22 protein-coding genes and 1 pseudogene are annotated in these 23961 nt (G+C 73.8%); 9 read left to right on the top strand and 14 right to left on the bottom strand.

Annotated features, from left to right (window positions below; translation table 11 throughout):
• Positions 1 to 10: 10 nt before the first annotated feature.
• On the bottom strand, positions 11 to 3265 hold the full coding sequence (locus ACSURM_RS25955) for a BTAD domain-containing putative transcriptional regulator (RefSeq protein WP_436958163.1): 3255 nt from the start codon (positions 3263 to 3265) through the stop codon (positions 11 to 13).
• Positions 3266 to 3445: 180 nt separating this feature from the next.
• On the opposite strand from ACSURM_RS25955, the gene ACSURM_RS25950 reads away from it, so the two are divergent.
• The gene (locus tag ACSURM_RS25950) at positions 3446 to 4246 is read left to right on the top strand and encodes a site-2 protease family protein (protein ID WP_436958162.1); all 801 of its coding nucleotides are present in this window, start codon (positions 3446 to 3448) and stop codon (positions 4244 to 4246) included.
• A gap of 8 nt (positions 4247 to 4254) precedes the next feature.
• Here ACSURM_RS25950 and ACSURM_RS25945 read toward each other — a convergent pair whose 3' ends face one another.
• From ACSURM_RS25945 to ACSURM_RS25935, 3 genes are read right to left on the bottom strand one after another with little or no spacing between them, the layout of a single operon-like run.
• The gene (locus ACSURM_RS25945) at positions 4255 to 4506 is read right to left on the bottom strand and encodes a hypothetical protein (protein ID WP_289970740.1); all 252 of its coding nucleotides are present in this window, start codon (positions 4504 to 4506) and stop codon (positions 4255 to 4257) included.
• Positions 4507 to 4519: 13 nt separating this feature from the next.
• Complete coding sequence (gene npdG, locus ACSURM_RS25940) at positions 4520 to 5224, bottom strand: NADPH-dependent F420 reductase (protein WP_436958161.1); 705 nt, start codon at positions 5222 to 5224, stop codon at positions 4520 to 4522.
• A gap of 37 nt (positions 5225 to 5261) precedes the next feature.
• Positions 5262 to 6359 (bottom strand): sialidase family protein, encoded by a 1098-nt coding sequence (locus ACSURM_RS25935; RefSeq protein ID WP_436958160.1) that lies wholly within the window; start codon positions 6357 to 6359, stop codon positions 5262 to 5264.
• A gap of 270 nt (positions 6360 to 6629) precedes the next feature.
• Here ACSURM_RS25935 and ACSURM_RS25930 point away from each other — a divergent pair, with 270 nt between their 5' ends.
• Positions 6630 to 7229, top strand: coding sequence for a hypothetical protein (locus ACSURM_RS25930; RefSeq protein WP_436958159.1), 600 nt, complete (start codon positions 6630 to 6632; stop codon positions 7227 to 7229).
• 59 nt (positions 7230 to 7288) lie between these two features.
• Here the strand turns inward: ACSURM_RS25930 and ACSURM_RS25925 are convergent, their stop codons facing one another.
• Positions 7289 to 7522, bottom strand: coding sequence for a hypothetical protein (locus tag ACSURM_RS25925; protein WP_436958158.1), 234 nt, complete (start codon positions 7520 to 7522; stop codon positions 7289 to 7291).
• A 58-nt stretch (positions 7523 to 7580) separates the two neighbouring features.
• Here ACSURM_RS25925 and map point away from each other — a divergent pair, with 58 nt between their 5' ends.
• A complete protein-coding gene (gene map, locus ACSURM_RS25920) occupies positions 7581 to 8438 on the top strand; it encodes a type I methionyl aminopeptidase (RefSeq protein WP_436958157.1) in 858 nt (285 codons plus the stop codon).
• Positions 8439 to 8483: 45 nt separating this feature from the next.
• On the opposite strand, the pseudogene ACSURM_RS25915 reads toward map, so the two are convergent.
• Together ACSURM_RS25915 and ACSURM_RS25910 are read right to left on the bottom strand one after the other, a co-directional pair.
• A pseudogene (locus ACSURM_RS25915) lies at positions 8484 to 8693 on the bottom strand (hypothetical protein); the annotation flags it as partial.
• 106 nt (positions 8694 to 8799) lie between these two features.
• Positions 8800 to 9444, bottom strand: a complete 645-nt coding sequence (locus tag ACSURM_RS25910) for a PhzF family phenazine biosynthesis protein (protein WP_436958156.1) — start codon at positions 9442 to 9444, stop codon at positions 8800 to 8802.
• Between the two features lie 212 nt (positions 9445 to 9656).
• Here ACSURM_RS25910 and efeO point away from each other — a divergent pair, with 212 nt between their 5' ends.
• From efeO to ACSURM_RS25890, 4 genes are read left to right on the top strand one after another with little or no spacing between them, the layout of a single operon-like run.
• On the top strand, positions 9657 to 10793 hold the full coding sequence (gene efeO, locus ACSURM_RS25905; RefSeq protein WP_436958155.1) for an iron uptake system protein EfeO: 1137 nt from the start codon (positions 9657 to 9659) through the stop codon (positions 10791 to 10793).
• 15 nt (positions 10794 to 10808) lie between these two features.
• Positions 10809 to 12059, top strand: coding sequence for an iron uptake transporter deferrochelatase/peroxidase subunit (gene efeB / locus ACSURM_RS25900; RefSeq protein ID WP_436958154.1), 1251 nt, complete (start codon positions 10809 to 10811; stop codon positions 12057 to 12059).
• A 3-nt stretch (positions 12060 to 12062) separates the two neighbouring features.
• Entirely contained in the window at positions 12063 to 12935 is an 873-nt protein-coding gene (efeU, locus tag ACSURM_RS25895) for an iron uptake transporter permease EfeU (protein ID WP_436958153.1), read from the top strand.
• Positions 12895 to 13887, top strand: a complete 993-nt coding sequence (locus ACSURM_RS25890) for a hypothetical protein (RefSeq protein ID WP_436958152.1) — start codon at positions 12895 to 12897, stop codon at positions 13885 to 13887. Before efeU ends, ACSURM_RS25890 begins: the two co-directional genes overlap by 41 nt.
• Before the next feature lie 122 nt (positions 13888 to 14009).
• On the opposite strand, the gene ACSURM_RS25885 is transcribed toward ACSURM_RS25890, so the two are convergent.
• The 5 genes from ACSURM_RS25885 to ACSURM_RS25865 form a co-directional block, all read right to left on the bottom strand.
• Complete coding sequence (locus ACSURM_RS25885) at positions 14010 to 14744, bottom strand: bifunctional DNA primase/polymerase (protein ID WP_436958151.1); 735 nt, start codon at positions 14742 to 14744, stop codon at positions 14010 to 14012.
• 115 nt (positions 14745 to 14859) lie between these two features.
• Positions 14860 to 15504: a TetR/AcrR family transcriptional regulator gene (locus ACSURM_RS25880; RefSeq protein ID WP_436958150.1), complete on the bottom strand. Its 645-nt coding sequence runs from the start codon at positions 15502 to 15504 to the stop codon at positions 14860 to 14862.
• Positions 15505 to 15534: 30 nt separating this feature from the next.
• The gene (locus ACSURM_RS25875; RefSeq protein ID WP_436958149.1) at positions 15535 to 16512 is read right to left on the bottom strand and encodes a small ribosomal subunit Rsm22 family protein; all 978 of its coding nucleotides are present in this window, start codon (positions 16510 to 16512) and stop codon (positions 15535 to 15537) included.
• A gap of 153 nt (positions 16513 to 16665) precedes the next feature.
• Positions 16666 to 17847, bottom strand: coding sequence for a serine hydrolase domain-containing protein (locus ACSURM_RS25870; RefSeq protein ID WP_436958148.1), 1182 nt, complete (start codon positions 17845 to 17847; stop codon positions 16666 to 16668).
• A complete protein-coding gene (locus tag ACSURM_RS25865; protein ID WP_436958147.1) occupies positions 17787 to 19124 on the bottom strand; it encodes a multidrug effflux MFS transporter in 1338 nt (445 codons plus the stop codon). The genes ACSURM_RS25870 and ACSURM_RS25865 overlap by 61 nt, the downstream gene beginning before the upstream one ends.
• A 164-nt stretch (positions 19125 to 19288) precedes the next feature.
• On the opposite strand from ACSURM_RS25865, the gene ACSURM_RS25860 reads away from it, so the two are divergent.
• Positions 19289 to 20302: a Gfo/Idh/MocA family protein gene (locus ACSURM_RS25860; protein WP_436958146.1), complete on the top strand. Its 1014-nt coding sequence runs from the start codon at positions 19289 to 19291 to the stop codon at positions 20300 to 20302.
• A gap of 114 nt (positions 20303 to 20416) precedes the next feature.
• On the top strand, positions 20417 to 21175 hold the full coding sequence (locus ACSURM_RS25855; RefSeq protein WP_436958145.1) for an SDR family oxidoreductase: 759 nt from the start codon (positions 20417 to 20419) through the stop codon (positions 21173 to 21175).
• Between the two features lie 350 nt (positions 21176 to 21525).
• On the opposite strand, the gene ACSURM_RS25850 is transcribed toward ACSURM_RS25855, so the two are convergent.
• Both ACSURM_RS25850 and ACSURM_RS25845 read right to left on the bottom strand, forming a co-directional pair.
• Positions 21526 to 22719 carry a D-alanyl-D-alanine carboxypeptidase family protein gene (locus ACSURM_RS25850; RefSeq protein WP_436958144.1) on the bottom strand — a complete coding sequence of 398 codons (1194 nt, stop codon included), beginning with the start codon at positions 22717 to 22719 and terminating at the stop codon, positions 21526 to 21528.
• A 119-nt stretch (positions 22720 to 22838) separates the two neighbouring features.
• Positions 22839 to 23822 (bottom strand): aldo/keto reductase, encoded by a 984-nt coding sequence (locus ACSURM_RS25845; protein WP_436958143.1) that lies wholly within the window; start codon positions 23820 to 23822, stop codon positions 22839 to 22841.
• Positions 23823 to 23961 lie beyond the last annotated feature (139 nt).

Raw genomic sequence — 23961 nt, 5'->3', positions numbered from 1 at the left:
CGCACGACCGTCAGACCAGGGCGGTGGCCTCCGCGAGGGAGAGGCCACCGCCCTCGGCGTACGCGGCGTCGTACGACCGCTCGTCCAGCCGGGCCCGGAGCCGGGCCTCGGCCAGGTCGCGGATCCGCAGCTCCACACCGGCCACCACGTGACCGGCCGGCAGCAGCGCCTGGGCGGCACCCAGGCAGCGGGCGGCGTCGGCGGCCCGCCCGCCGCCGTCGAGGTCGGCGAGGGCCATCGCGGCGGCGGTGAGGCAGACGGAGTGCAGATGCGGGGTGAGGGCCTGGGAGAGCGGTTCGGCGCTGAGCCGCAGCGCCTTGCGGGCCAGGGTGAGGGCCGTCCCGGACCGCCGGTCCAGGGCGTCCAGCAGGGCCTCCTGGCACGTCAGCAGGGAGTCGAAGATGACGAAGCGGGCGACGGGGAGTTCGGCTCGAATCACCCGCAACTGCTCGCGCGCCTCGGCGGTGCGGTCGGTCAGGCCGAGCCAGGAGGCCAGGTGCAGCCGGGCCATCGTGGTCGCCTCGTTCTGCACGCCGTCCTGGCCGGCGATGACGTCCCGGAGCATCCGCTCGCCGCGCTCGCTCTCGCCGGACTCCAGCAGGACGCCGCCGAGCCGGGCGCGCAGCACGGCCGTCTGGGCGCGGGCGCCGAGGCGTTCGGCGTGCTCGATGGCGGCCCGGTAGTCGGCCTCCGCCCTGTCGTAGGCGGCCCTGCGCTCGTTGGCCTCACCGCGGGCGGCCAGGGCCTCGGTGGCGCCCCAGACGTCGCCGAGGCGGCGGAAGATCTCCAGCGACTCGTCGGCGTCCCGGGTGGCGTCGCCCGTCCACGCGGCCCGGTTGGACAGGAAGTTGGCGCGCAGGTGCAGCACTCCGGCCAGCTCCCATTCGAAGCCCGGGGTCTCCCGGCAGGTCCGCACGCAGGCGTCCACGATGGTGTGCAGCCGGTCGGCGCCGCCGGTCAGCAGCACGGCGAAGAACCACAGCAGGCCCGGCACCCGGCAGGTCTGCGGCAGGCCCGGTTCGTAGACCTCGGCGATGGTGCGCAGCTTGGCCTGCGCGGCGGGCGTCTGCCAGGCGTCCATCTCGGTGTCCATGCAGGCCAGATGGGCCAGATGGATCCCGCGCCGGGCCTCCACGAGGGCCTCGCCGGTGTACGGGGGCGGGGTGTCGGTACAGCGCTGCCAGACGGGGGCGGCCGGGCTCGCCGGTTCGGCGAACGGGTCGGGGCCGAGCGTCATGATCTCCCGGCACCAGTTGCGGGTCTCCACGCGCTGGTCGCGCATCTGCCAGAACCACAGCAGGGAGTGGACCAGGCACAGACCCTCCTGCTCGTCGCCGAGGGCGAGGGCGTGCCGGAAGGCGGTGCGCAGGTTCTCGTACTCCAGCTGGAACCGGCCGATGGCGGCGAGCTGTTCGGGGCCGCGCAGCAACGGCTCGGTGGTGCGGGCGAGTTCGCGGTAGTACGTCAGGTGGGCGCGCTCGGTCTCGGTGCGCCGCCCGGTCTCGGCGAGCCGTTCGGCGGCGTACTCGGCGACGGTCTCCAGCAGCCGGTAGCGCATGCCGCCGGCCGCGGGCGCGGCCACCACCAGGGACTTGTCGACCAGGGAGCCGAGGGCGTCCAGCGCGGCCGGTCCGCACACGGCCTCGGCGGCGGCCAGGTCGCAGCCGCCGGCGAAGACCGACAGCCGGGCCAGCACGTCCCGTTCGGCGGCGTCCAGCAGGTCCCAGGACCAGTCCACGACGGCCCTGAGGGTCTGCTGGCGGGGCAGCACGGTGCGGCTGCCGGAGGTGAGCAGCCGGAACCGGTCGTCCAGCCGGTCGGCTATCTGCCGGGGGGTCAGCATGCGCAGCCGGGCGGCGGCCAGCTCGATGGCGAGCGGGAGTCCGTCCAGGCGGCGGCAGATCTCGGCGCACGCCTCGGGGTCGTCGGCCACCCGGAAGCCGGGGCGGGCCGCCGCGCCGCGCTCGGCGAGCAGCCGCAGCGCGACCGGCTCGGGCAGCGGTTCCACGGGCCGCACCAACTCCCCCGGCACGCCGAGGGGTTCCCGGCTGGTGGCGAGGACGGTCAGCTCCGGGCAGCGGGCCAGCAGGGACTCGGCGAGCCGGGCGGCGGCGTCCACAACGTGCTCGCAGTTGTCGAGGACGAGCAGCATCCGGCGCCGGGCGCAGTGCTCCACGAGCCGTGCGACGGGGTCGTCGTGCCGGTCGGCGACCGCGCGCATGCCGTCCACGCCGGCGCCGTGCAGCACCGTGTCCCGGGCGCCGATGGCGGTGAGCACGGCCTGCGGTACGGCGTCCGGGTCGTCCACGGGGGCCAGTTCGGCGAGCCACACCCCGTCCCGGAGGGTGTGCCGTACCGCCTCGGCGGCCTCCTGGGACAGCCGGGTCTTCCCGGCGCCGCCGGGCCCGAGCAGGGTGACCAGGCGGGCTCCGGCGAGGTCGGCGGCGATGGCCTCCAGGTCGGCTTCGCGGCCGACGAAGGAGGTGAGCCGGGCGGGCAGGTTGCCCGGGGCGGCGGCGGGCGCGGCGGGCTCCGGTTCCGCGCGCAGCAGTTCGGCGTGCAGGGCGCGCAGCTCGGGCCCGGGGTCGGAGCCGAGCCGGTCGGCGAGCAGCCGGCGTACGTCCTCGTAGGCGGCCAGGGCCTGGGCGGGGCGGCCGGTGTCGCGCAGGGCGCGCAGCCGCAGCGCCTGGAGCGGTTCGTCCAGCGGGTGGTCGTCGCACAGCGCGGTCAGCTCGGGCAGCGCCTGCTCGGCCCGGCCGAGGGCGAGGGCGGCGGCGTGCCGGGCGCGCCGGGCGTCGAGCCGGCGGGTCTCCCAGCGGGCCGCCTCGGCGGTGCGGTCGGGCAGGTCCGGCAGGGCGGGCCCGTGCCACAGGGCGAGGGCCTCGTCGAGGACGGCGGCGGCCTTGGCGGGGTCGCCGTCGGCGAGGGCGGTCAGGCCGTCGCCGGTGAGCCGGTCGAAGCGGGCGAGGTCGATGTCGTCGGGGGTGGCGGCGAGCCGGTAGCCGCCGTCGGCGGAGGCGACGGCCTCGGCGCCGAGGGCGCGGCGGAGCCGGCCGACGAGCGCCTGGAGGGCGCCGGTGGCGTCGGCGGGCGGGTCGGCGCCCCATACCTCGTCCACGAGCACGGCCGCGGGTACGGTCCGGCCGGCCCGCAGCGCGAGCACGCTGAGCAGGGCACGCAGCCGCGCCCCGCCAACCGGGACGGCCGTGCCGTCGGGGCGGATCGCCTGGGTGGTGCCGAGCAGCCGGTAATACACGGGGTCCATTGTCTCCGGAGGGGGCGCGAACGGTGATCACCATCTGCCAGTCCTCGTAGAACACCCTCGTCCCTGCCGTCCCCCCAACCTTCCAGGAACCCGGCGGCGACCGCGAGACGTTTTCCCCGTATGCTCTCGGATCTTCCGGGAGTCCCTTCTCGTGTCCCTCGTCACCTCAGGAGCCGATGCATGACCACCGCCACCACCCGCCCCGGCGACCGGCAGGTCAGTCCCGTGTTCGTCGGCATCCTGGCCGTGACGGCGGTGACCGGCTGGGCCACCTGGACCGGGTACGCCGAGCAGCCGGGCATCGCGGTGTTCCTGTTCGTGACCGCGGCCTGGGTCGTCTCCCTGTGTCTGCACGAGTACGCGCACGCGCGCACCGCCCTGCACAGCGGGGACATCTCGGTCGGCGAGAAGGGCTACCTCACGCTGAACCCGCTGAAGTACACGCACGCGCTGCTGAGCATCGTGCTGCCGGTGATCTTCGTGATCATGGGCGGGATCGGTCTGCCCGGCGGCGCGGTGTTCATCGAGCGGAACCGGATCCGGGGCCGCTGGCGGCACAGCCTGATCTCGGCGGCGGGCCCGCTGACGAACGTGCTGTTCGCCGCGGTGTGCACGGCGCCGTTCTGGCTGGACGCGCTGGACGGCGTGCCCGCGGACTTCCGGTTCGCGCTGGCGTTCCTGGCGCTGCTCCAGGTGACGGCGGCGATCCTGAACTTCCTGCCGGTGCCGGGCCTGGACGGCTACGGCGTGCTCGAGCCGTGGCTGTCGTACAAGGTGAAGCGGCAGGTGGAGCCGTTCGCCCCGTTCGGGCTGCTCTTCGTGTTCGCGGTGCTGTGGCTGCCGTCGGTCAACGAGGCGTTCTTCGACGTGGTCGACGCGGTCATGCGGGCGCTGAACGTGGACATGTTCTCGCAGTACTGCGGCAACGCCCAATACCGCTTCTGGGAGGAGAGCCCGGCGATCTGCTCGCTCGGTTCGTGAAGAACCGTTCAGTTCGTGACGGAGGTGTCGCGGGCGGCCTCGATCCGGCCGCGCTTGACGTAGTACCAGGTCATGTTGGACGACAGCCCGGCCAGCAGCACCCAGACGATCCCCAGCCAGCTGCCCTGGACGAAGGAGACGACCGCCGCGGCCACGGCGAGGACGCAGACGACGAGGGTGTAGAGGGCGATGCGGGGCATGACGGGGGGCTCCTGTCGGGGACACTGCTCGGAACTGCTTCGCCGACCAGTGTCCCCCATGGGCTCCGGTGGCTCACACGTCGGTCACGCGCAGCCCGGCGTGCGCCTTGTACCGGCGGTTGACGGAGATCAGGTTGGCTACCAGCGACTCCACCTGGTGGGCGTTGCGCAGCCGGCCCGCGAAGATCCCGCGCATACCGGGGATGCGGCCGGCCAGGGCCTGCACGATCTCCACGTCCGCGCGCTGCTCGCCGAGGACCATGACGTCGGTGTCGATGCTCTCGATCTCCGGGTCCTGGAGCAGGACGGCCGACAGGTGGTGGAAGGCGGCGGTGACCCGGGACTCCGGCAGCAGCGCGGCGGCCTGCTCGGCGGCGCTGCCCTCCTCGGGCTTGAGGGCGTAGGCGCCCTTCTTGTCGAAGCCGAGCGGGTTGACGCAGTCCACGACGAGCTTGCCGGCCAGTTCCGCGCGCAGCGCCTTCAGGGTGTCGCCGTGGCCGTCCCACGGTACGGCGACGACCACGATGTCGCTGCGGCGCGCGGCCTCGGCGTTGTCGGCGCCCTCGATGCCGTGTCCGAGTTCGGCGGCGGCCGCCTCGGCGCGGTCGGCGGCGCGGGAACCGATGATCACCTTCTGCCCGGCCCGGGCCAGCCGGTAGGCGAGGCCCTTGCCCTGCGGTCCGGTGCCGCCGAGCACGCCGACGGTGTACCCGGAGACGTCGGGCAGGTCCCAGGGGTCCTTGGCGGGGGCCTTCTGTGCGCTGTCGGTAGAGGTCATGGCCCGACTCTACGTCCGGGCCGGCCGGGGCACCGGCTCAGGTCAGCCGCCGTACCGGCACCCGGCGGAAGGTGATCGTCTCATAGGCGCCGAAGTCGCCCGTCTCGTACAGCAGTCCCACCGTGCGCGGGTCGACGCGGACCAGGTCGGAGTAGGCGGCGGGCAGTCCGTCGGCGGTGTACGCCGGGCGCCAGGTGGTGCCGCCGTCGCGGGAGACGCGGATCGTCATCAGGGCGCGGGCGTTGCCGGGGTCGGCGGGGGCGGAGAACAGCAGCAGGTCGGGGTCGCGGAGCTGGAGGACGGCGGCCTGGCAGACGGGTGCGGTCAGGCCGGCCTGCGGGCGGAAGGGCTTGACGAGCGTCCTGCCGCCGTCCGGGGAGTGGGCGTCGGCGCGGTTGCCGGGTGAGGGCGAGTCGTTGCGGGCGTTGAGGTAGACGCGGCCGTCGGGGAGTTCGGCGGCGGTGGTCTCGTTGACGTTGACGTAGCCGTCGGTGTTGTCGTCCAGGTAGCCGAGGTACCAGTTCTCGCCGCGGTCGTCGCTGAGCAGGCAGTGCCCGCCGTTGTACTTGGCCTCGGCGCCGGTGTCGGTGCCGGTGGGCGGCGCGGTGTGGTTGGCCGGGACCAGGACCCGGCCGGAGGTCAGCTGGAGGGCGTGGCCCGGGGTGGTGGCGTACCAGCGCCAGCCCGGCGTCTTCACCTGCCCGGTGATCTCCCTGGGCGCGGACCACGTCACCCCGTCGTCGTCGCTGTGCTGCACCCACACCCGCCGGCCGTCGGCGTCCGGGACCTGCCCGCGCACGATGGCGGCCTCGGTGGCCCAGCCGGCGGCGCGGACGTGGACGAGCAGGACGCGGCCGGTGTCGAGGACGACGGGGGCGGGGTTGCCGGCGAGGTCGGTGCCGTTGCTCGCGGCGACCTGGAGCGGTCCCCAGGTCCGGCCGCCGTCCGTGGACCGCTTCAGCACGATGTCGATGTGCCCGTGGTCGGCGGCGGAGCCGGCCCGGCCCTCGCAGAAGGCGAGCAGGGTGCCGGCCCGGGTGGCGACGACGGCGGGTATGCGGAAGCTCGCGTACCCCTCGCGGCCCGCGCGGAAGGGGACGGTCACGTCGGTCGGGGAAACGGTCGGGTCGGTCACGGAGCGGCTCCTCGGTCGCGGACGGTCACGGTGGGGCGTACGGGGAATGCGGGGGCGCGGGTGGATCCGGGTGGAGCCTGGTGGATCCGGGTCGAGCCTGGTGGGTCCGACGGGGGGCGCGTGACGGGCCGGTACGCGCCGCGCACGGGTCTCCCGGGAGCCGCGCACGCGTCTCCCGCGGTTCCCGTATGGGGCGCCTTTTCCCCGAGTCGGGCGAATTCCCGGTGAACTCCGGGTCACGAGTGGCCCGTTGCGGCAGGATTCGGCCACATGGACGCCGTACGGGTCGCGTTGCTGCGGGAAGTGCTCGCCGGGACGGAGTGGCTGGGGGCCACCCGGAGATTCGCGGGCGTGCTGCGCGGGTCGGTGGTGGCGCACGGGGGCGGACTGCTGCTGGTGGGCACGCCGGAGTACGAGCCCTGGCACCTGGCCGCGCACCTGGTGGACGAGGCGGCCTGGTCGGGCACGCCCGAGCTGGCGCCGACCCTGGTACGGCAGCACGCGCGACCGTCCGATCCCGCGCACCTGGCGGTCGGACCGGGCCGGATCTCGGCGGCGCGGCGCGGGGAGACCCTGCTGGTGGTGGCGCCGGAGGAACCGGCACCCCTGCTGGAGCGGGTGCACGACGCCCGGCGGGCCGGGGTGACGGTGCTGGCGCTGGGCGGCACGGGCGGGGGCGAGCTGGCCGCGATGGCCCACGACACGCTGGCCGTGCCGGAGGGCGCGGAGCTGGACCTGGACAGCGTGCAGCACCTGGTGAGCGCGGCGGCCGGCGAGAACGCGGGACCGCCGGGAGGCCGGCGGGGCTTCCGCGACCGCCTGTCCCGCCTCACGGAAGCCCTGACGGCACCCCCGCCGGCCCCCTGGTGACGCGCCCGCCGCAGTACGGATGCGGGAGCGGCGCGCCGCCGTCGCCTGGTCCGGCCCGCTCAGTCCTCGTCGGCCCGCTCGCCGGACGGCGCGTCGTGCCAGCGCGGGTCGTTCTCCCACCGGAGGTTGCGCTCGGCGGCGGTCCGCATCGCGTGCCCGGCCTCCTCGGGGGAGGCGTACGGCCCGAAACGGTCCTTGCCGGGGCAGTCGGGGCCCTCCTCGACCGTCCCGTGTTCCAGGCAGTAGTACCACTCGCCCGGTTTGCCGGCCGTGCGCTTCTTGAACAGGGCCATGGACAGCTCCTCTCGCCACCGACATGTTCCCCCATGTCCGCTGGTTAGACTCGCTGGCATGTCTGGCCAGTCGCTGCTCGTACCAGGGGAGCTGTCCCCCATCCGTTCGGTCCCCGGAAACATCCGCCGCCCCGAGTACGTCGGCAAGCCCGCGCCGGCGCCGTACACCGGGCCGGAGGTGCAGACCCCCGAGACCATCGAGGCGATGCGGACCGCCGGCCGCATCGCCGCGCGGGCGATGGAGGAGGCCGCGAAGATCATCGCGCCGGGGGTGACCACGGACCAGCTGGACAAGGTCGCCCACGAGTACATGTGCGACCACGGGGCCTACCCGTCCACGCTCGGCTACCGCGGTTTCCCGAAGTCGCTGTGCACGTCCGTCAACGAGGTCATCTGCCACGGCATCCCCGACTCGACCGTCCTCAGGGACGGCGACATCGTCAACCTGGACGTGACGGCGTACATCGGCGGGGTGCACGGCGACAACAACGCCACGTATCTGGTCGGTGACGTGGACGAGGAGTCGCGGCTGCTGGTGGAGCGCACCCGGGAGTCGCTCAACCGGGCGATCAAGGCGGTGCGGCCGGGCCGGCAGATCAATGTCATCGGCCGGGTCATCGAGTCGTACGCCAAGCGCTTCGGCTACGGCGTCGTGCGGGACTTCACCGGGCACGGCATCAACTCGTCGTTCCACTCCGGGCTGATCGTCCCGCACTACGACAGCCCGCACGCGACGACGGTGATGCGGCCGGGGATGACGTTCACGATCGAGCCGATGCTGACGTTGGGTACCCACGAGTACGACATGTGGGACGACGGCTGGACGGTCGTGACGAAGGACCGCAAGCGCACCGCCCAGTTCGAGCACACCCTGGTGGTCACGGACACCGGCGCGGACATCCTGACCCTGCCCTGAGGCCGGGTCCCCCTGCCCGGGTGCGGGAGAGGGACCCGGGCCGCGTCAGAACAGGGTGTCGGTGCAGTGGCTGCCGGCCCAGGTGATGCGGTTGTAGAACGAGGACAGCGAGCCCGCGTACGGGCTGCAGACCGGCTTGTCGTTCTCCTCGACCGCATGGGTGCCGGCGGCGGCCGCCGTCGACGCGCCGGCGCCGGCCAGGGCGACGGCGAGGACGGTCGCGGCCAGGACGGATCTGATGCGCATGGTGCTCCTCTCGGGGGGGCGGAGTGGTCACGCCCAGAGGTCCCCGTTCGCCCTCGCGCGCACACGCGGTTCCACCCGGACGGCGCGCGGCCGGTCACCCGGACGCTCGTGGCCGTCAGCGCTCCAGGCGGACCCGGCCGCCGATCTCGGTCCAGCCGTGCGGCTGGGGCGCGGTCAGGATCTGCGAGCCGCGGCCCTGGGTGATGTTCAGGGCCCGGCCCAGCCGCTCGGTGAGCAGCAGCGCCGCCGCGCCGGTGCCCTCGTCCTCGTCAATGCCGTCACCGCGGCCGGGGAAGGCACGGGCGCGGATCCGCCCGGCGGCCTCGTCCTCCCAGGCCCAGGCATAGATCCACTCCCCTGCCGGCGGCACGTCGAGCGCGTCCACCTCGGCGGCGCTCGGGTACTGGCGCAGGGTGCGCGGCGGCGCCCACTCCGCGCGGGCCTCGATCCAGCTGAACTCGCCGTCCTGCCGGGCCCCGGCCACACCGGCGGGGGTCACGAGCTCGGGCACGTCGAGCAGCCAGGCGGTGCCCACGCAGGGGTGCCCGGCGAAGGGCAGGCGCAGGGTGGGCGTATAGATGTCGATCACTCCGCGCTCGGGGTCGTCCACGAACACGGTCTCGCTGAAGCCGAGCTTGCCGGCCAGCGCCTGCCGGTCGTCGCGTCCGGGCAGTAGCGAGCCGTCGCGGACGACACCCAGTTCGTTGCCGTAGCCGCCGTCGGGCCCGCAGAAGACGCGGAGTACGTCGTAGTCGGTCACCCGGGCATTGAAGCACCGCGGCGCCCGCCGGGGGCCGCACCGGGCGTTTTGACCCTCCCTTTGCCGTGGCATGATGTCCGCTTTGCGACACCGCAACCAAGTCGTGTCTGTGAGCTTGCTGTGAGAGCCGAATCACCACAGCACGGGTACGGGCCGGATAAGCCTCGGGTAAGTTAGGGCAGCCTCACCATACGAATGCCCTTGGAGCCTGCATGCGAGCCGTCCGACTGACCGTCACCGCCGCCGTGACCGCGGCCGCTCTGACCGCCCTTTCGGCGTGCACCTCGAAGAGCGACGCCAAGGACGGTGACGCCATCCAGGTCACCGCCGCCGACTCCACGTGCGACACCTCCAGCAAGTCCGTGCCGGCCGGCCAGGTCACGCTGAGGATCGAGAACAAGGGCTCGCGGGCCACCGAGGTCGAGATCCTCTTCCCGGACGACCGGATCGTCTCCGAGAAGGAGAACATCGGGCCGGGCACCAAGTACACCCTCACCGCCGAGGTGAAGGCCGGCTCCTACGAGATCGCCTGCCGGCCCGGCATGAAGGGCCACGGCGTCCGGCAGAAGCTCACCGTGACCGGCGGCGGCGCCACCGCCCAGCGCGACCCGAAGCTGGACGCGGCCGTCGCCCAATACCGCACCTACGCCCAGGACCAGGCCGACGAGACGCTGCCGAAGGCCGAGGCGTTCGCGAAGGCCGTCCAGGACGGCGACCTGGACGCGGCGAAGAAGGCCTACGGTCTGTCCCGCCTCGGCTGGGAGCGCACCGAGCCGGTCGCCGAGTCCTTCGGTGACATCGACCCGAAGGTGGACGTCCGCGAGGACGGCCTGGAGCCCGGCCAGAAGTGGACCGGCTGGCACCGCCTGGAGAAGGCCCTCTGGCACGACAAGAAGATCGGCGCCGAGGAGAAGGCCCTCGCCGGGCAGCTGGTGACGGACCTCAAGGACTGGCAGAAGCGGGTCGGCAAGGCCGAGATCACCCCGACCTCCATGGCCAACGGCGCCAAGGAACTGCTGGACGAGGTCGCCACCGGCAAGGTCACCGGCGAGGAGGACCGTTACGCCCACACCGACCTCGTCGACTTCAAGGGCAACGTCGAGGGCGCGCGGAAGGCCTACGAGCTGCTGAAGCCGGTCGCCGCGAAGAACGACCCGGCGCTGACGAAGGAGCTGGACAAGCAGTTCGCCGCGCTGGACGCCCTGCTCGACAAGTACCGCGCGGACAAGACCTCGTACGACTTCGTCTCCTACGACAAGGTCGGCAAGGACCAGCGCAAGGAACTGTCGGACGCGGTGAACGCGCTCGCCGAGCCGCTGTCCAAGCTCGCCGCCGCGGTCGTGAAGTAGGCGGAGGGAAGGGCGATGACCGAGACCCAGGAGAGCCGTCCGTCGCGCCGGGCGCTGATCGGCTGGGGCGGCGCCGGGCTCGCGCTCGGGGCCGCCGTGGCCGGCGGGGCCGTGGCCGCGGCCCAGTCGGGCGGGGACGCGGACCCGGCGGCCGGCGAGGCGGGCGGCGCGGTGGACTTCCACGGCGCCCACCAGGCCGGCATCGCCACCCCGGTGCAGGACCGGCTGCACTTCGCCGCGTTCGACGTGAAGACCGACGACCGCGAGGCGTTCGTCCGGCTGCTCAAGGACTGGACCGAGGCAGCCCGCCGGATGACCGCCGGCCGGCCGGTCGGCGAGGGCGCCTACGGCGGGCTCCCCGAGGCCCCGCCGGACGACACCGGCGAGGCGCTCGGCCTCGATCCGTCCCGGCTGACGCTGACGATCGGCTTCGGGCCGTCGCTGTTCGACAGGTTCGGAATCGAGAACCAGCGGCCCGCGGCCCTGGTCGACCTGCCCAGGTTCCCCGGTGACAACCTGGAGCGCTCCCGCACCGGCGGCGACCTGTGCGTCCAGGCGTGCGCCGACGACCCGCAGGTGGCCGTGCACGCCATCCGCAACCTCGCCCGCATCGGCTTCGGCAAGGTGGCCGTGCGCTGGTCCCAGCTCGGCTTCGGCAAGACCTCCTCGACCACCCCGGGCGCGCAGACCCCGCGCAACCTCTTCGGCTTCAAGGACGGCACCCGCAACATCGCGGGCACCGAGACCGAACGGCTGGACCAGCACGTGTGGGTCGGCGCCGGGGACGGCCCGGCGTGGATGACCGGAGGGTCGTACCTGGTCGCCCGGCGGATCCGGATGAACATCGAGACCTGGGACCGCACCTCGCTCCAGGAGCAGGAGGACGTCTTCGGCCGGGACAAGCGCGAGGGCGCCCCGGTCGGCAAGGCGAAGGAGCACGACGAGCCGTTCCTGAAGGCGATGAAGCCGGACGCGCACGTCCGGCTCTCGCACCCGGACTCCAACGGCGGGATCACCATCCTGCGCCGGGGCTACTCCTTCACCGACGGCACCGACGGCCTCGGCCGGCTCGACGCCGGTCTGTTCTTCCTGGCCTACCAGCGGGACGTGCGCAAGGGCTTCATCCCGCTCCAGCGCAAGCTGGCGGCGCACGACGCGCTCAACGAGTACATCCAGCACGTGGGTTCGGCGGTCTTCGCGATCCCGCCCGGCGTCCGGGACTCCGGCGACTGGTGGGGCCGGACGCTGTTCTCGAAGGAGGCGTAGCCCGTGTTCTCCAACTACCTGATCGGCCTGCGCGAGGGACTGGAGGCGTCGCTCGTCGTCTGCATCCTGATCGCCTACCTGGTCAAGACCGGCCGCCGGGACGCCCTCAAGCCCCTCTGGGCCGGCATCGGTGTCGCCGTCGCCATCGCCATGGGCTTCGGCTGCGCCCTGGAGTTCGGCTCGCAGGAGCTGACCTTCCAGGCGCAGGAGGCGCTCGGCGGTTCCCTGTCGATCATCGCCGTCGGCCTGGTGACCTGGATGGTGTTCTGGATGCGGCGCACCGCCCGGCACCTGAGGTCCGAGCTGCACGGCAAGCTGGACGCCGCCCTCAAGCTCGGCACCGGCGCGCTGGTCGCCACCGCGTTCCTCGCCGTGGGCCGGGAGGGGCTGGAGACCGCGCTGTTCGTGTGGGCGTCGGTGCACGCCGCCTCCGACGGCACCCCGCGCCCGCTGGCCGGGGTCGCCCTCGGTCTGGCCACGGCGGTCCTCCTGGGCTGGCTGTTCTACCGGGGCGCGCTGAAGATCAACCTGGCGAAGTTCTTCACCTGGACCGGCGGCATGCTGGTCGTGGTCGCGGCGGGCGTGCTGGCGTACGGCGTCCACGACCTCCAGGAGGCCGACTGGGTGCCGGGCCTGAACGACCTGGCGTTCGACATCAGCGGTGCCGTCCCGCCGGACAGCTGGTACGGCACGCTGCTGAAGGGCGTGTTCAACTTCCAGCCGGACCCGACGGTCGTCCAGATCACGGTGTGGGCGCTGTATCTGGTCCCGGTGCTCGCGCTGTTCCTCTCCCCGGTAGGGTTCGCCTCCGGAAAGGGGAAGGTGAAGGAGCCCGATGAGCAGGGAACGCAGCCCTCGGCGGCCTCGCAGGCGTGACCGGAACGCACTCATAGCGGCCGCGCTGACCGCTTTGTCGCTGACGGCGAGCGGATGCGTGGTGGTGCACGGGGAGCGCGAGGTGCTCCCCGCCGCCACCCGCGCCGAGGCCGCCAAGGCCGTCGCCGCGTTCACGGACGCGTACAACAAGGCCGACAAGGCCTACGACAGCTCCGTGGACGCCCCCTATGTCACCGGCGCCCTCGCCGACATCGACTCCGCCCGGCTGAAGGCGGGGCACGTCAACAACCCCTCCGGCAACCCGGCCCACACCCCGCTGACCCTGACGGACGTGAAGATCACGATCGTCAAGAAGGCCGGCTGGCCCCGCTGGTTCGTCGCCGACGCCCGGGGCAACAAGGGCGGCGACGTCCGCTGGGTGCTCGTGTTCACCCGCGGCGACCTCGGCGAGCGGTGGCGGGTGGCCTATCTGACCCTCATGGCGCCCGGCTCCGTACCGGAGTTCGAGAAGGACGCGGACGGCTGGGCCGAGGCCGTGCCCGCCGACACCACCCGACTGGCCGTCCGCCCCGACGAGTTGAGCAAGGCGTACGCGTCCTATCTGAAGAACGGCGGGACGGCCTTCGCGGACGGCCGCGACACCAGCGGGCTGCGCGCGGCCCGGAAGAAAGAGGCCCAGAAGCCGGGACTGGTACGGCAGTTCATCGACGAACCGCTCACCCACGGCGCCTACGCGCCGCTCGCGCTGCGCACGGCGGACGGCGGGGCGCTGGTGTTCTTCACCACGCACCACTACGAGAAGCGGACCGCCTACACCGGCGCCACCGTGCCGATCCCGAACAAGGACGTGCGGGCGCTGATCAAGGGCGAGGTGAAGCAGTCCCTGACGATGGAGTCCATCGCCAACGAGGCCGTGCTCGACCCGGCCGGCGACGGCCCGGTACGGATGCTGGCGCGGGTGCAGGGACTGACGTCCGCGCAGGGCGGCTGAACCCGGCGACCCGGGCGACGGACGACCGGGGCCGCGGTCTACGGCGACAGCAGGCGGCGACAGCCGTGAGTCAGTTGGCGGAGACCCCCAGGGGGCCGGTCGGTCAAGACGGCCGGGAGGTCTCAGTGGCGCAGGGGCCAGGCCGCGCCCGGGTGGTCGGCCTCGGCGCCGTGCCGGGCGCAGGCGTCGGTGAGCGCCTCCAGCAGGCTCAGCGGATCGGGCAGCGCGTGCTCCGGGCCGCGTACCCAGCGCACCCGCTGGTCGTCGCCGGGCAGCCGGGCGGGCGGTACGAGGACGTACGATCCCCGGCAGTGCCAGCGCAGGCCGGGATGCTCGTCCATCGTCTCCGGATGGCAGTCCAGCTCGCAGGGCCACCACTCGTCCTCGTCCTCCGGAGTGCCCCGGGTGAGGGTGAAGAACAGCATGCGGCCGTCGTCGCTCTCGGCGACCGGACCGACCTCGATCCCGGCGCCGAGCAGCCGCTGAAGGGCCTCCCGGCCGGCCTCCAGGGGCACGTCGAGGACGTCGTGCACCATGCCGGTGGCGGTGATGAAGTTGGCCTGCGGCTGGTGCCGGGCCCAGCGCTCGATCTGCGCGCGGTCGGTGGTGGACTGCGTCTGCCAGGCGAACGACACCGGGTGCCGGGCCGGGGTGGGACAGCCGACGCGGTCGCAGGAACAGCGGTAGCCGGGCGCGGGGTGCGCGGCGGGGGCGAGCGGCAGACCCGCGCCGGCGGCTGCGAGCAGCAGGGTCTCGCGGCCACCGTCGTCGGCGGCGCCCTCCTTCGGGCGGCGTCCGCGCAGCCACTGGGAGAGTTTACCCTGCCGGCCGGACCGGTCGCCGAACGTCCCGCTCATCTATCCCCTCGCCTCGCTGGTGTAGCGGACAGCATGCCTTATCGTCCCATCTTCGCGTGGACCGGGGGGTCGCCGCAGGCGAGTGGCCGACTGTCACCGGCAGGGGTACGGGCGGTCAACGCGGCGCCAGGCCGAACAGGGCGTAGTCGACCAGGGTGTCCGTGTAGTCGTAGGTGATCGGGCCGGTGTGCTGGAGCCAGCGCTGGGCGAGCGGCGAGACGAACAGTTCCAGGGCGATCCGGGGGTCCACCTCGCGCCGTACCTGGCCGGCGTCCTGCGCCGAGCACAGCCGGGCGACGTACAGCTGGAGCTGCGGTTCCAGGAGCCGGGACACGAAGACACGGCCGAGTTGCTCGTTGACGACGCCCTCCGCGGTCAGCGCGCGCGCCGGGGCGTCGAAGCGGGGGTCGAGCAGCTCGTCCACCGTGGCGCGCAGCACCGCCTTGAGGTCGGCGGCCAGGTCCCCGGTGTCCGGGATGCCGGCGGTCTCGTCCCCGGCGGTCTCGTCCCCGGCCGTGTCGTGTCCGGCCTCGCGGGCCGTCTGTTCGGCGAGGTCCAGGAACGCCTCCAGCAGGACGTCCGCCTTGGAGGACCACCAGCGGTAGATGGTCTGCTTGCCGACCCCGGCGCGGGCGGCGATGCCCTCCACCGTGGTCTTCGGGTAGCCGACCTCCGCGACCAGGGTGAGGGCGGCCGCGTAGATCGCCCGGCGGGACTTCTCGCTGCGGCGGGTGGCGTCGGGGGCGGGCTTGCTGACCATGGGACCGAAAGTAACAAGCCGGGGCGGCGGCTACGACACGGAGTCGTACGGCGGCCAGGCGTCGCCCCAGTCGGCGTCCCGGGCGGCCTTGTACAGGTCGCCGTGGCGCTTGGTGACCGTGCTGCGGCGCAGCCGCTCGTCCGCCTCGCACAGGTCGAGCAGCACCTGTCCCTTGCGGATCTGCGGGCGCCGGACCACCCGGGCGGGGGCCGGTTCGGCGGGCAGCCGGGTCGCGGCGACGTAGGAGAACTTCTCGTCCTCGTACGCCAGGGAGCCGCCCTTGACCTGGCGGTGCAGGGAGGAGCGGCCGACCCGGGCGGAGAAGTGGCACCAGTCGGTGCCGGGCGCGATGGGGCAGGCGGCGCTGTGCGGGCAGGGCGCGGCGATCCGGAAACCGGCCCGGATCAGCCGGTCGCGGGCCTCGATGACGCGGGCGTAGCCGGCCGGGGTGCCGGCCTCGACGATCACGACGGTACGGGCGGCGCGGGCGGCGGCGTCGACGAGGGCGGCGCGGTCGGGCTCGGTCAGCTCGTTGAGCACGTACGACACCGTGACCAGGTCGGTGTCGTCCAGGGTGAGGTCCGCGCCGATCCGGGCGCGCTGCCAGCGGGCGTCCTGCAGCGCCGGGTGGGTGGCGGCGAGGCGGCGGCCGACGGCGAGGGCGGGTTCGGCCCAGTCCAGCACGGTGACGCCGCGCTCGCCGGGCCAGGTCGTCTGGACGGCCCAGGTGGCGGCGCCCGTGCCGCCGCCGACGTCGGTGTGGCCGGCGGGGGTCCAGCCGGGGAGGGCGTCGGCGAGGGCGGCGAGGGCGGAGCGGACCGCCTCGAAGGTGGCGGGCATGCGGTAGGCGGCGTACGCGGCGACGTCCGCCCGGTCGCGGAGGATCGGCGCGTGGGTGGGGGTGTCGCCGCGGTAGTTGGCGATCAGCCGGTCGACGGCGGCGGCGACCTCCTTGGGGGGCAGGCCGTCCAGCAGTTCGGCCAGGGCCGTGCGGAGGGGGTCGTTCACCCGGCGATTCTATGGCGCCCGGCACCACCCTGTTTCCCACCCACCCGTCTCGGCCAGCCGGGAAGGCACCGCCGGGCAGTCACGGCTCGGTCGGCCCGGAAGGCGCCCACTGCCGGTCGGCGGTCCGTAGGACGGACGTGCGAAGGAGGTCGGTCAGATCACCGCTCTCGCCAGTCTCGTCGCCAAGGTCGCTCTCGGGGTGTTGTCGGGTGGGCGGCGGCGGGGGTGGACCGTGTTGGCCAGGAGGATCAGGAAGGTGTCGGTGGCCGGGTCCAGGACCAGGGACGTGCCGGTGAAGCCGGTGTGGCCCGCCGCGCCGCGGCCCGCCAGTTCGCCCATGAACCACGGCTGGTCCAGCAGGAACCCCAGGCCGGGCGGGGTGAACAGCAGCTCCACGTAGTCGGGGCCGAGGATGCGCGCGGGACCGTAGGAGCCGCCGGCGAGCAGGGCCCGGCAGAAGACGGCCAGGTCGGGCGCGGTGGAGAACAGGCCCGCGTGTCCGGCGACCCCGCCGAGCGCCCAGGCGTTCTCGTCGTGCACCACGCCCCGCAGCATCCCCCGCTCGGCCTTGGCCCACGGCCGCCGCTGGTCCTCGGTGGCCGCGGCGCCGGGGCAGGGCCCGAAGCCGGTGGCGGTCATGCCGAGCGGCCGGGTGATGCCGTCCCGCACCAGGACGTCCAGGGTGCGGCCGGTGATCCGCTCCAGGACGGTCTGGAGCAGCAGCATGTTCAGGTCGGAGTACCGGTACCCGCCCGGCCGGACCGTCGGTGCCTCGGCGCGCAGCAGGGCCAGCCGGGACGCGCCGTCCGGGCAGTCGTACAGCGGCAGTTCCGGGCGCAGCCCGGAGGTGTGCGTGAGCAACTGCCGTACCGTGATGCCGTGTTCGGCGGCGGCGTGGAAGTCGGGCAGGTAGTCGCCGACCCGGGCGTCGATGCCGAGGGTGCCCCGCTCGATCTGCTGCACGGCCGCGACCGACGTGAACAGCTTGGTCAGGGAGGCCAGGTCGAAGCGGGTGTCGAGGGCGGCCGGGACCCGGGCGGAGAGCGGCAGTTCGACGCCGGTGCCGGTCTCGGGGTCGTGGGCGGCGTAGCGGACCGCCCAGCCGGCGGCCTCGGCGACGGCGATCACGGGCCCGCGCCCGGCCAGCACGACGGCGCCGGCCGCCCAGGGGCGCTCACCGGCGGTGAGGGCGTGCACCTCGGCGACCAGGTGCCCGAGCTCGACGGGGTCGAGCCCGGCTCGTTCCGGTGTGCCGGCGCGCAGTCTCGGTGCGCTCAGCTCGCGTCTCCCTCCGCGTGCGCACGGGTGGTCTCCCGTGTGGTCCAGGGACGGCACATTCCCATGAAGCAGGCCGCCGCGACCAGTGCTCCGGCCAGCTGGACCACGGCCATGGGCACGGCGGTGTGCTCTCCGGCGACGCCGACGAGCGGGGAGGCCACCGCGCCGACGAGGAAGGAGGAGGTGCCGAGCAGCGCGGAGGCGGAGCCGGCGGCGTGCCGGACGCGCAGCAGGGCGAGGGACTGGGCGTTGGGCAGGGTGACGCCCATCGCGGACATCAGGACGAACAGGGCGGCGGCGACGGGAACCAGTCCGGTGTCGCCGAAGACGCCGGTGGCCATCAGCAGCAGGGCGGTCGCGGCGAGCACGACCACCGCCAGGCCGGCCGCGAACACCTTGTCCAGGCCGACCCGGCCGACCAGCAGCTTGCCGTTGATCTGCCCGGCGGCCACCAGGCCGACCGAGTTCAGGCCGAACAGCAGGCTGAAGGTCTGCGGGGAGGCGCCGTAGATCTCCTGGACGACGAACGGGGAGGCCGATATGTAGGCGAACAGGGCGGCGAAGGTGAAGCCGCCGGCGAGCATGTAGCCGGTGAAGGGCAGGTCGGCGAGGAGGCCGCGCATGGCGCGCAGGGTCTCGCCGACGCCGCCGCGGTGCCGCTCCGCCGGGGGCAGGGTCTCCGGCAGCCGCAGCCAGACCAGGACGGTGAGCAGCGCGCCGATGACCGTGAGCACCACGAACACGCCCCGCCAGTCCGTGACCCGCAGGATCTGCCCGCCGACGAGCGGCGCCACGATGGGCGCGGCCCCGGAGATCAGCATCAGGGTGGAGAAGAAGCGGGCCATGGCGACACCGTCGTACAGGTCGCGTACGACGGCCCGGGCGATGACCACCCCGGCCGCGCCGGCCAGGCCCTGCACCAGGCGGAACGCGATCAGCGTCTCGGCGGTGGGCGCGAGGGCGCACAGGGCGGTGGCGGCGAGGTAGACGACGAGCCCGGCGCGCAGCGGGCGGCGGCGCCCCCAGCGGTCGCTGAGCGGGCCGACGATCAGCTGGCCCAGCGCGAGTCCGGCCATGCAGGCGGTCAGGGTGAGCTGCACGGTGACGGCGGGGGCGTCCAGGGAGCGGGTGACCTGCGGCAGCGCGGGCAGGTACATGTCCATCGCGAGCGGGGTGGTCGCGGTGAGGGCGCCGAGGAGGAGGGTGACGAGGGGGCCGGTGCGGCCCATGGCACCGGCCGCCGGTGGCGCGGCCTCGAAGTGGCGGTCCTGGTCCCGGTCCGTGCCCCGTTCCTGGTCCTGTTCCGGCGTAGGTGTCGCCGCGTGCTCCGGCATCTGCCCCTCCCTGTCCGTGCTGTGGGCCCCTCTGCCATCGGTGTCGCTGACACGGGTGTCGCCGGCATCGGGTGTCGCGACATCGGTGTCACCGGTCCGACCGGCACCTATGCTCTCAGCTCGGACAGACTGCCGAGGCACACACGAGCGAGGGCGGGGCGGAGATGGCGGAACAGAGCGTGCGGTGGGGGATCCTGGCGACCGGCGGGATCGCGGCGGCGTTCGCGGCGGACCTGGTCGATCTGCCGGACGCGGAGATCGCGGCGGTGGCCTCGCGCCGGCCGGAGTCGGCCGAGGCGTTCGCCGAGCGGTTCGGGGCACGGCGGGCGTACGGCGACTGGGAGTCGCTGGCCGCCGACGAGGACGTGGACGTGGTCTACGTCGCCACCCCGCACGCGGCGCACCGGGCGGCGGCCGGGCTCTGCCTGCGGGCGGGCCGGAACGTGCTGTGCGAGAAGCCGTTCACGCTGAACCTGCGCGAGGCGGAGGAACTCGTCGCGCTGGCCCGGGAGCACGGCCGCTTCCTGATGGAGGCGATGTGGATGTACTGCAATCCGCTGGTCCGGCGGCTGAAGGAACTGGTGGCGGACGGCGCGATCGGCGAAGTGCGCACCGTGCAGGCGGACTTCGGGATCTCCGGGCCCTTCCCCGCGACGCACCGGCTGCGGGACCCGGCGCTGGGCGGCGGGGCGCTGCTGGACCTGGGGGTGTACCCGGTGGCGTTCGCGCAGTTGCTGCTCGGCGAGCCGGACGGGATCGCCGCGAGCGCGGTGCTCTCGCCCGAGGGCGTCGACCTCCAGACGGGGGCCGTGCTGTCCTGGGACAGCGGCGCGCTGGCCGCGCTGCACTGCTCGATCACCGGCGGTACGGCGAACACCGCGTCGGTCACCGGCACGCGCGGCCGGATCGACGTGCCGTCCGGGTTCTTCCACCCGGACCGGTTCGTGCTGCACCGCGAGGGCCGGGACCCGCAGGAGTTCGCCGCCGACCCGGCCGACGGCCCGCGCACCAGCATGCGGCACGAGGCGCGGGAGGTCATGCGGGCGCTGCGGGCGGGCGAGAAGGAGTCACCGCTGGTGCCGCTGGAGGGCACGCTCGCGGTGATGCGCACGATGGACGCGGTGCGGGAGCGGGTCGGGGTGCGCTACCCGGGGGACGCGGCGCCGGTGGCCGTCTAGCCGCGCGCCGGGCACCCCGCCGCCGGTCGCGCGCCGGGACCCTGCCCACGCCTGGCAACCGTATGGCGGACAGTCGATTCCGTATGACGGACTCTCCGCCTACGCTGCGGAGTCATGACTGACAGGAACTCGAAGATCGCGGTGGTGACCGGGGCCGGGTCCGGCATCGGGCGGGCCGTCGCCGTGGAGCTGCTGCGCGCCGGCTGGTCCGTGGCGCTGGCCGGCCGGCGCGCCGAGCCGCTGGCGGAGACGGCGGCACTGGTGCCGGGGACGGCCTCGCTCGCCGTCCCCGCCGACGTGTCCCGGCCTGAGGACGTCGACGCGCTGTTCGCGGCGGCCGTGGAGCGGTTCGGCCGGGTGGACCTGCTGTTCAACAACGCGGGGACCTTCGGGCCCGGCGGGGTCCCGGTCGAGGAGCTGTCGTACGACGCCTGGCGGCACGTGGTGGACACGAACCTCAACGGGGCGTTCCTGTGCGCGCAGGCGGCCTACCGGCGGATGAAGGAGCAGGATCCGCGGGGCGGACGGATCATCAACAACGGTTCCGTCTCGGCGCACACGCCCCGCCCGCACTCGGTCGCCTACACCGCGACCAAGCACGCGCTGACCGGCCTGACCAAGTCGCTGTCCCTGGACGGGCGGCCGTACGGCATCGCGGTCGGCCAGATCGACATCGGCAACGCGGCGACCGACATGACGGCCCGGATGCGGACGGGCGCGCTCCAGGCGAACGGGGAGGTCGCCCCGGAACCGGTGATGGACGTGGCCGACGTGGCGCGCACGGTACGGCACATGGCGGAGCTGCCGTTGGAGGCGAACGTGCAGTTCACGACGGTATTGGCGACGACGATGCCGTACATCGGCCGGGGCTGAGCCGCGCCCGGGACCGCATCGGCGGCGGAGCCGGTACGTCCGCGGTATTGCGGCCCGTTGTTGACCTGTGCTCAACTTTTCTCCACCGGAGCTTCACAGTTGGAGCACGACGGTTCCGCGGCCATTCCGAGGGGGGAGGCGGCGGCCGTTCCACCGGACCGGAACAGGGGGGTACACCTCGCGCCACCGCGAGGCCGGACCGGTCACGGGAACGGCCGCCGCGCAAGCATGCGGACGGGCGGACGGGCGAGCGGGCGGGCGGGCGCCGGGTACGTACGGCGACCCGGCGCCGCTCGCCGGCCACCGGGTACGACACTCGGTACCGCTCGCCGGCCCGTCGGGTACGAAGCTCAGTTCCGCTCGCCGGTCGTCGGTTCCGGTCCCCCGCCCTCCGGTGTCACCGTCCGGGTGCGGCGGCGGCGCAGGGCCCAGGCGCCCGCTCCCAGCAGGGCGAGCGCCCCGGCGCCGGCCGTCAGCGCGACCGGGCCGGTGGAGCCGCCGCCCGCGGTCACCACACCGGGGGCACCGGCCGCCGCGCGCACCGTCTGCCGCCCGGACGCCGGGCCCTCGCTCGCCCCGCCCTCGCTGAGCGGGGTGACCAGCATGCCCACGGGCCGGGCCGAACGCCCGGGGCCGAAGCCCCAGTCGAGCAGCGCGGCGGTCTCCTCGTACACGGCGTTGCCGCCGGACTCGGGATGCATCACGGTCACCAGCAGGGTGCGCCCGCCACGGGTGGCCGCGCCGGTGAACGTGTTGCCGGCATGGCTGGTGTAGCCGTTCTTGACACCGATCAGGCCTTCATATGTCTTCAGACCCCATGCCCCGGTCAGCAGACGGTCGGTGTTCTGGATCTGGAACGTCTTCTTGCCGCCCGCCGGGAAGTCGGCCGTCCTCGTGCCGCAGTAGCCGCGGAAGTCGGCGTCCTTCAACCCGTGACGGGCGATGAGCGTGAGGTCGTAGGCCGAGGAGAGCTGTCCCTCGTGGTCGTAGCCGTCGGGGCTGACCACATGGGTGTCCAGGGCCTGCAGGTCCTTCGCCTTGGCCCGCATCTCGGCGACGGTCGCGGCGAGGCCGCCGTTCATGCGGGACAGCACGTGCACGGCGTCGTTGCCGGACCGCAGGAACACGCCCTGCCACAACTGCTCGACGGTGTAGGTGATGCCTGGCTTGATGCCGACGAGGCTGGAACCCTCCGGGACGTCGGCGAGGTCGGCGTCGGTCACCTTGTACCGCCGGGCGCGGTCGAACTTCTTCAGCACGGTGTCCGCGAACAGCATCTTCAGCGTGGACGCGGGCGCGAGCCGCCGGTGCGCGTCCAGCGAGGCGAGCACCTCCCCGCTCGCGCAGTCGGCGACCAGCCAGGCGCGGGCGGTGAGCTTCGCGGGCGGTCCCGAGGCGCCGCGCACCTGGACGCCGGTACGGGCCAGTCGCTCGCCCCCGACGACCGTGGTGGCCGCGGCGGCGTCGGTGACCGTGGACAAGGGCAGGGCGGCGGCCGTCAGGCCGAGGACGGCACGCCGGCTGAGCCGGGAACATTCACGCACCCGGGGACCGTACACCGCGTCGGGCGGACGTTCCGCGCCCGGAGGGACGTACGGCCCGGATCATGCCGCGTACTCGTGCGACCGGCCAAGTCGGCCCGCCGCACCGGGTCTTGGGGCGCTCATCTGCCGAGCAGACGGTCGATCTCGGCCACCTGGCCGACGGTGAGCGGTCCCTTCTCGATCGCCCCGGCGTTCTCCTCGGCCTGGGCGACGGTCCGGAAGCCGGGGATCGGCACGGTGCGCGGGCTGCGGGCCCACAGCCAGGCGAGGGCACCCTGGGCGAGGGTGCGGCCGTCGCTGGTGAGGACGTCCCGGACGGCGTCGATCCGGGCCAGCCACCGCGGATCGGCGCCGGAGCCGTCGGTCGCGTACCCCGGGAGCCAGGCCGGCGGCCGGCTGCGGATGTCCCCCGCCTCCAGTGTCCCGCCGCGCCGCCCCGCCAGCAGTCCCATGGCCAGCGGGCTGCGGTTGACGCTCGCCAGGTCCAGCCGCTCGCACAGCGCCAGCGTCCGGGGCGCGTCCTGGAGCACGTTGAGGCCGTGCTGCACGGCGGCGCAGTGCGGGCCCTCGGCGAAGACGGCGGCCCGTTCGGGGTCGTCGGTGCTCCATCCGTAGGCGCGCACCAGCCCTTCCCGCACGAACTCCTCGCAGGTGTCGCGGAGTTCGGCGGCACGGTCCGGGTCGGCGTCGGAGATGTGCAGCTGGTACAGGTCGACGTGGTCGGTGCCGAGCCGGCGCAGGGAGGCGGTGAGGGCCCGCCGGGCGTACTGGGGGGTGTCGTCGGTGCCGGTCAGGGTGCGGGTGTCCGGGTCGAAGACGTTGCCCCACTTGGTGGCGAGGACCACGTCGTCCCGCCGCTTGCCGAGGGCCCTGCCCAGGATCTCCTCGCTGTGCCCGGTTCCGTAGGAGTCGGCCGTGTCGAAGAAGGTGACGCCGAGGTCGAGCGCGCGCCGGACGGCCCGTACGGACTCGTCGTCGTCCACCTTCCCCCAGCCGACGGGCTGCCCGTCGGCCATCCGGTGCTCACCGCCGATGGCCCAGCACCCGAAACCGAGCGCGCTCACCGCCATGCCGCTGCGTCCCAGCGTCCGTGTCGTCGTCATGGGGCGGACGCTAGGAGTTGGAGCGCACGCGAGGGCAAGGGCATGTACGGGGTCCCCCGCACACCGTCGTACCGGCCCGCCACCCGAACGGCGGCCACGAGGGGCCGGGCGGGGCCATGGGTGCGAAGGTGGACGGAAG

The sequence above is a fragment of the Streptomyces sp. SudanB182_2057 genome (genome assembly GCF_964272715.1).
Classification (GTDB): domain Bacteria; phylum Actinomycetota; class Actinomycetes; order Streptomycetales; family Streptomycetaceae; genus Streptomyces; species Streptomyces rubradiris.
This window is presented reverse-complemented; position numbering and strand designations above follow the sequence as displayed.

Coding starts and splice junctions, on each gene's coding strand:
- ACSURM_RS25945 (WP_289970740.1), bottom strand. CDS start 4,506: ATGGGGGACACTGGTCGGCGAAGCAGTTCCGAGCAGTGTCCCCGACAG.
- efeO (WP_436958155.1), top strand. CDS start 9,657: ATGCGAGCCGTCCGACTGACCGTCACCGCCGCCGTGACCGCGGCCGCT.
- ACSURM_RS25860 (WP_436958146.1), top strand. CDS start 19,289: ATGGCGGAACAGAGCGTGCGGTGGGGGATCCTGGCGACCGGCGGGATC.
- efeB (WP_436958154.1), top strand. CDS start 10,809: ATGACCGAGACCCAGGAGAGCCGTCCGTCGCGCCGGGCGCTGATCGGC.
- ACSURM_RS25955 (WP_436958163.1), bottom strand. CDS start 3,265: ATGGACCCCGTGTATTACCGGCTGCTCGGCACCACCCAGGCGATCCGC.
- map (WP_436958157.1), top strand. CDS start 7,581: ATGTCTGGCCAGTCGCTGCTCGTACCAGGGGAGCTGTCCCCCATCCGT.
- ACSURM_RS25885 (WP_436958151.1), bottom strand. CDS start 14,744: ATGAGCGGGACGTTCGGCGACCGGTCCGGCCGGCAGGGTAAACTCTCC.
- ACSURM_RS25950 (WP_436958162.1), top strand. CDS start 3,446: ATGACCACCGCCACCACCCGCCCCGGCGACCGGCAGGTCAGTCCCGTG.
- ACSURM_RS25925 (WP_436958158.1), bottom strand. CDS start 7,522: ATGGCCCTGTTCAAGAAGCGCACGGCCGGCAAACCGGGCGAGTGGTAC.
- ACSURM_RS25930 (WP_436958159.1), top strand. CDS start 6,630: ATGGACGCCGTACGGGTCGCGTTGCTGCGGGAAGTGCTCGCCGGGACG.
- ACSURM_RS25845 (WP_436958143.1), bottom strand. CDS start 23,822: ATGACGACGACACGGACGCTGGGACGCAGCGGCATGGCGGTGAGCGCG.
- ACSURM_RS25880 (WP_436958150.1), bottom strand. CDS start 15,504: ATGGTCAGCAAGCCCGCCCCCGACGCCACCCGCCGCAGCGAGAAGTCC.
- npdG (WP_436958161.1), bottom strand. CDS start 5,224: ATGACCTCTACCGACAGCGCACAGAAGGCCCCCGCCAAGGACCCCTGG.
- ACSURM_RS25890 (WP_436958152.1), top strand. CDS start 12,895: ATGAGCAGGGAACGCAGCCCTCGGCGGCCTCGCAGGCGTGACCGGAAC.
- ACSURM_RS25865 (WP_436958147.1), bottom strand. CDS start 19,124: ATGCCGGAGCACGCGGCGACACCTACGCCGGAACAGGACCAGGAACGG.
- ACSURM_RS25855 (WP_436958145.1), top strand. CDS start 20,417: ATGACTGACAGGAACTCGAAGATCGCGGTGGTGACCGGGGCCGGGTCC.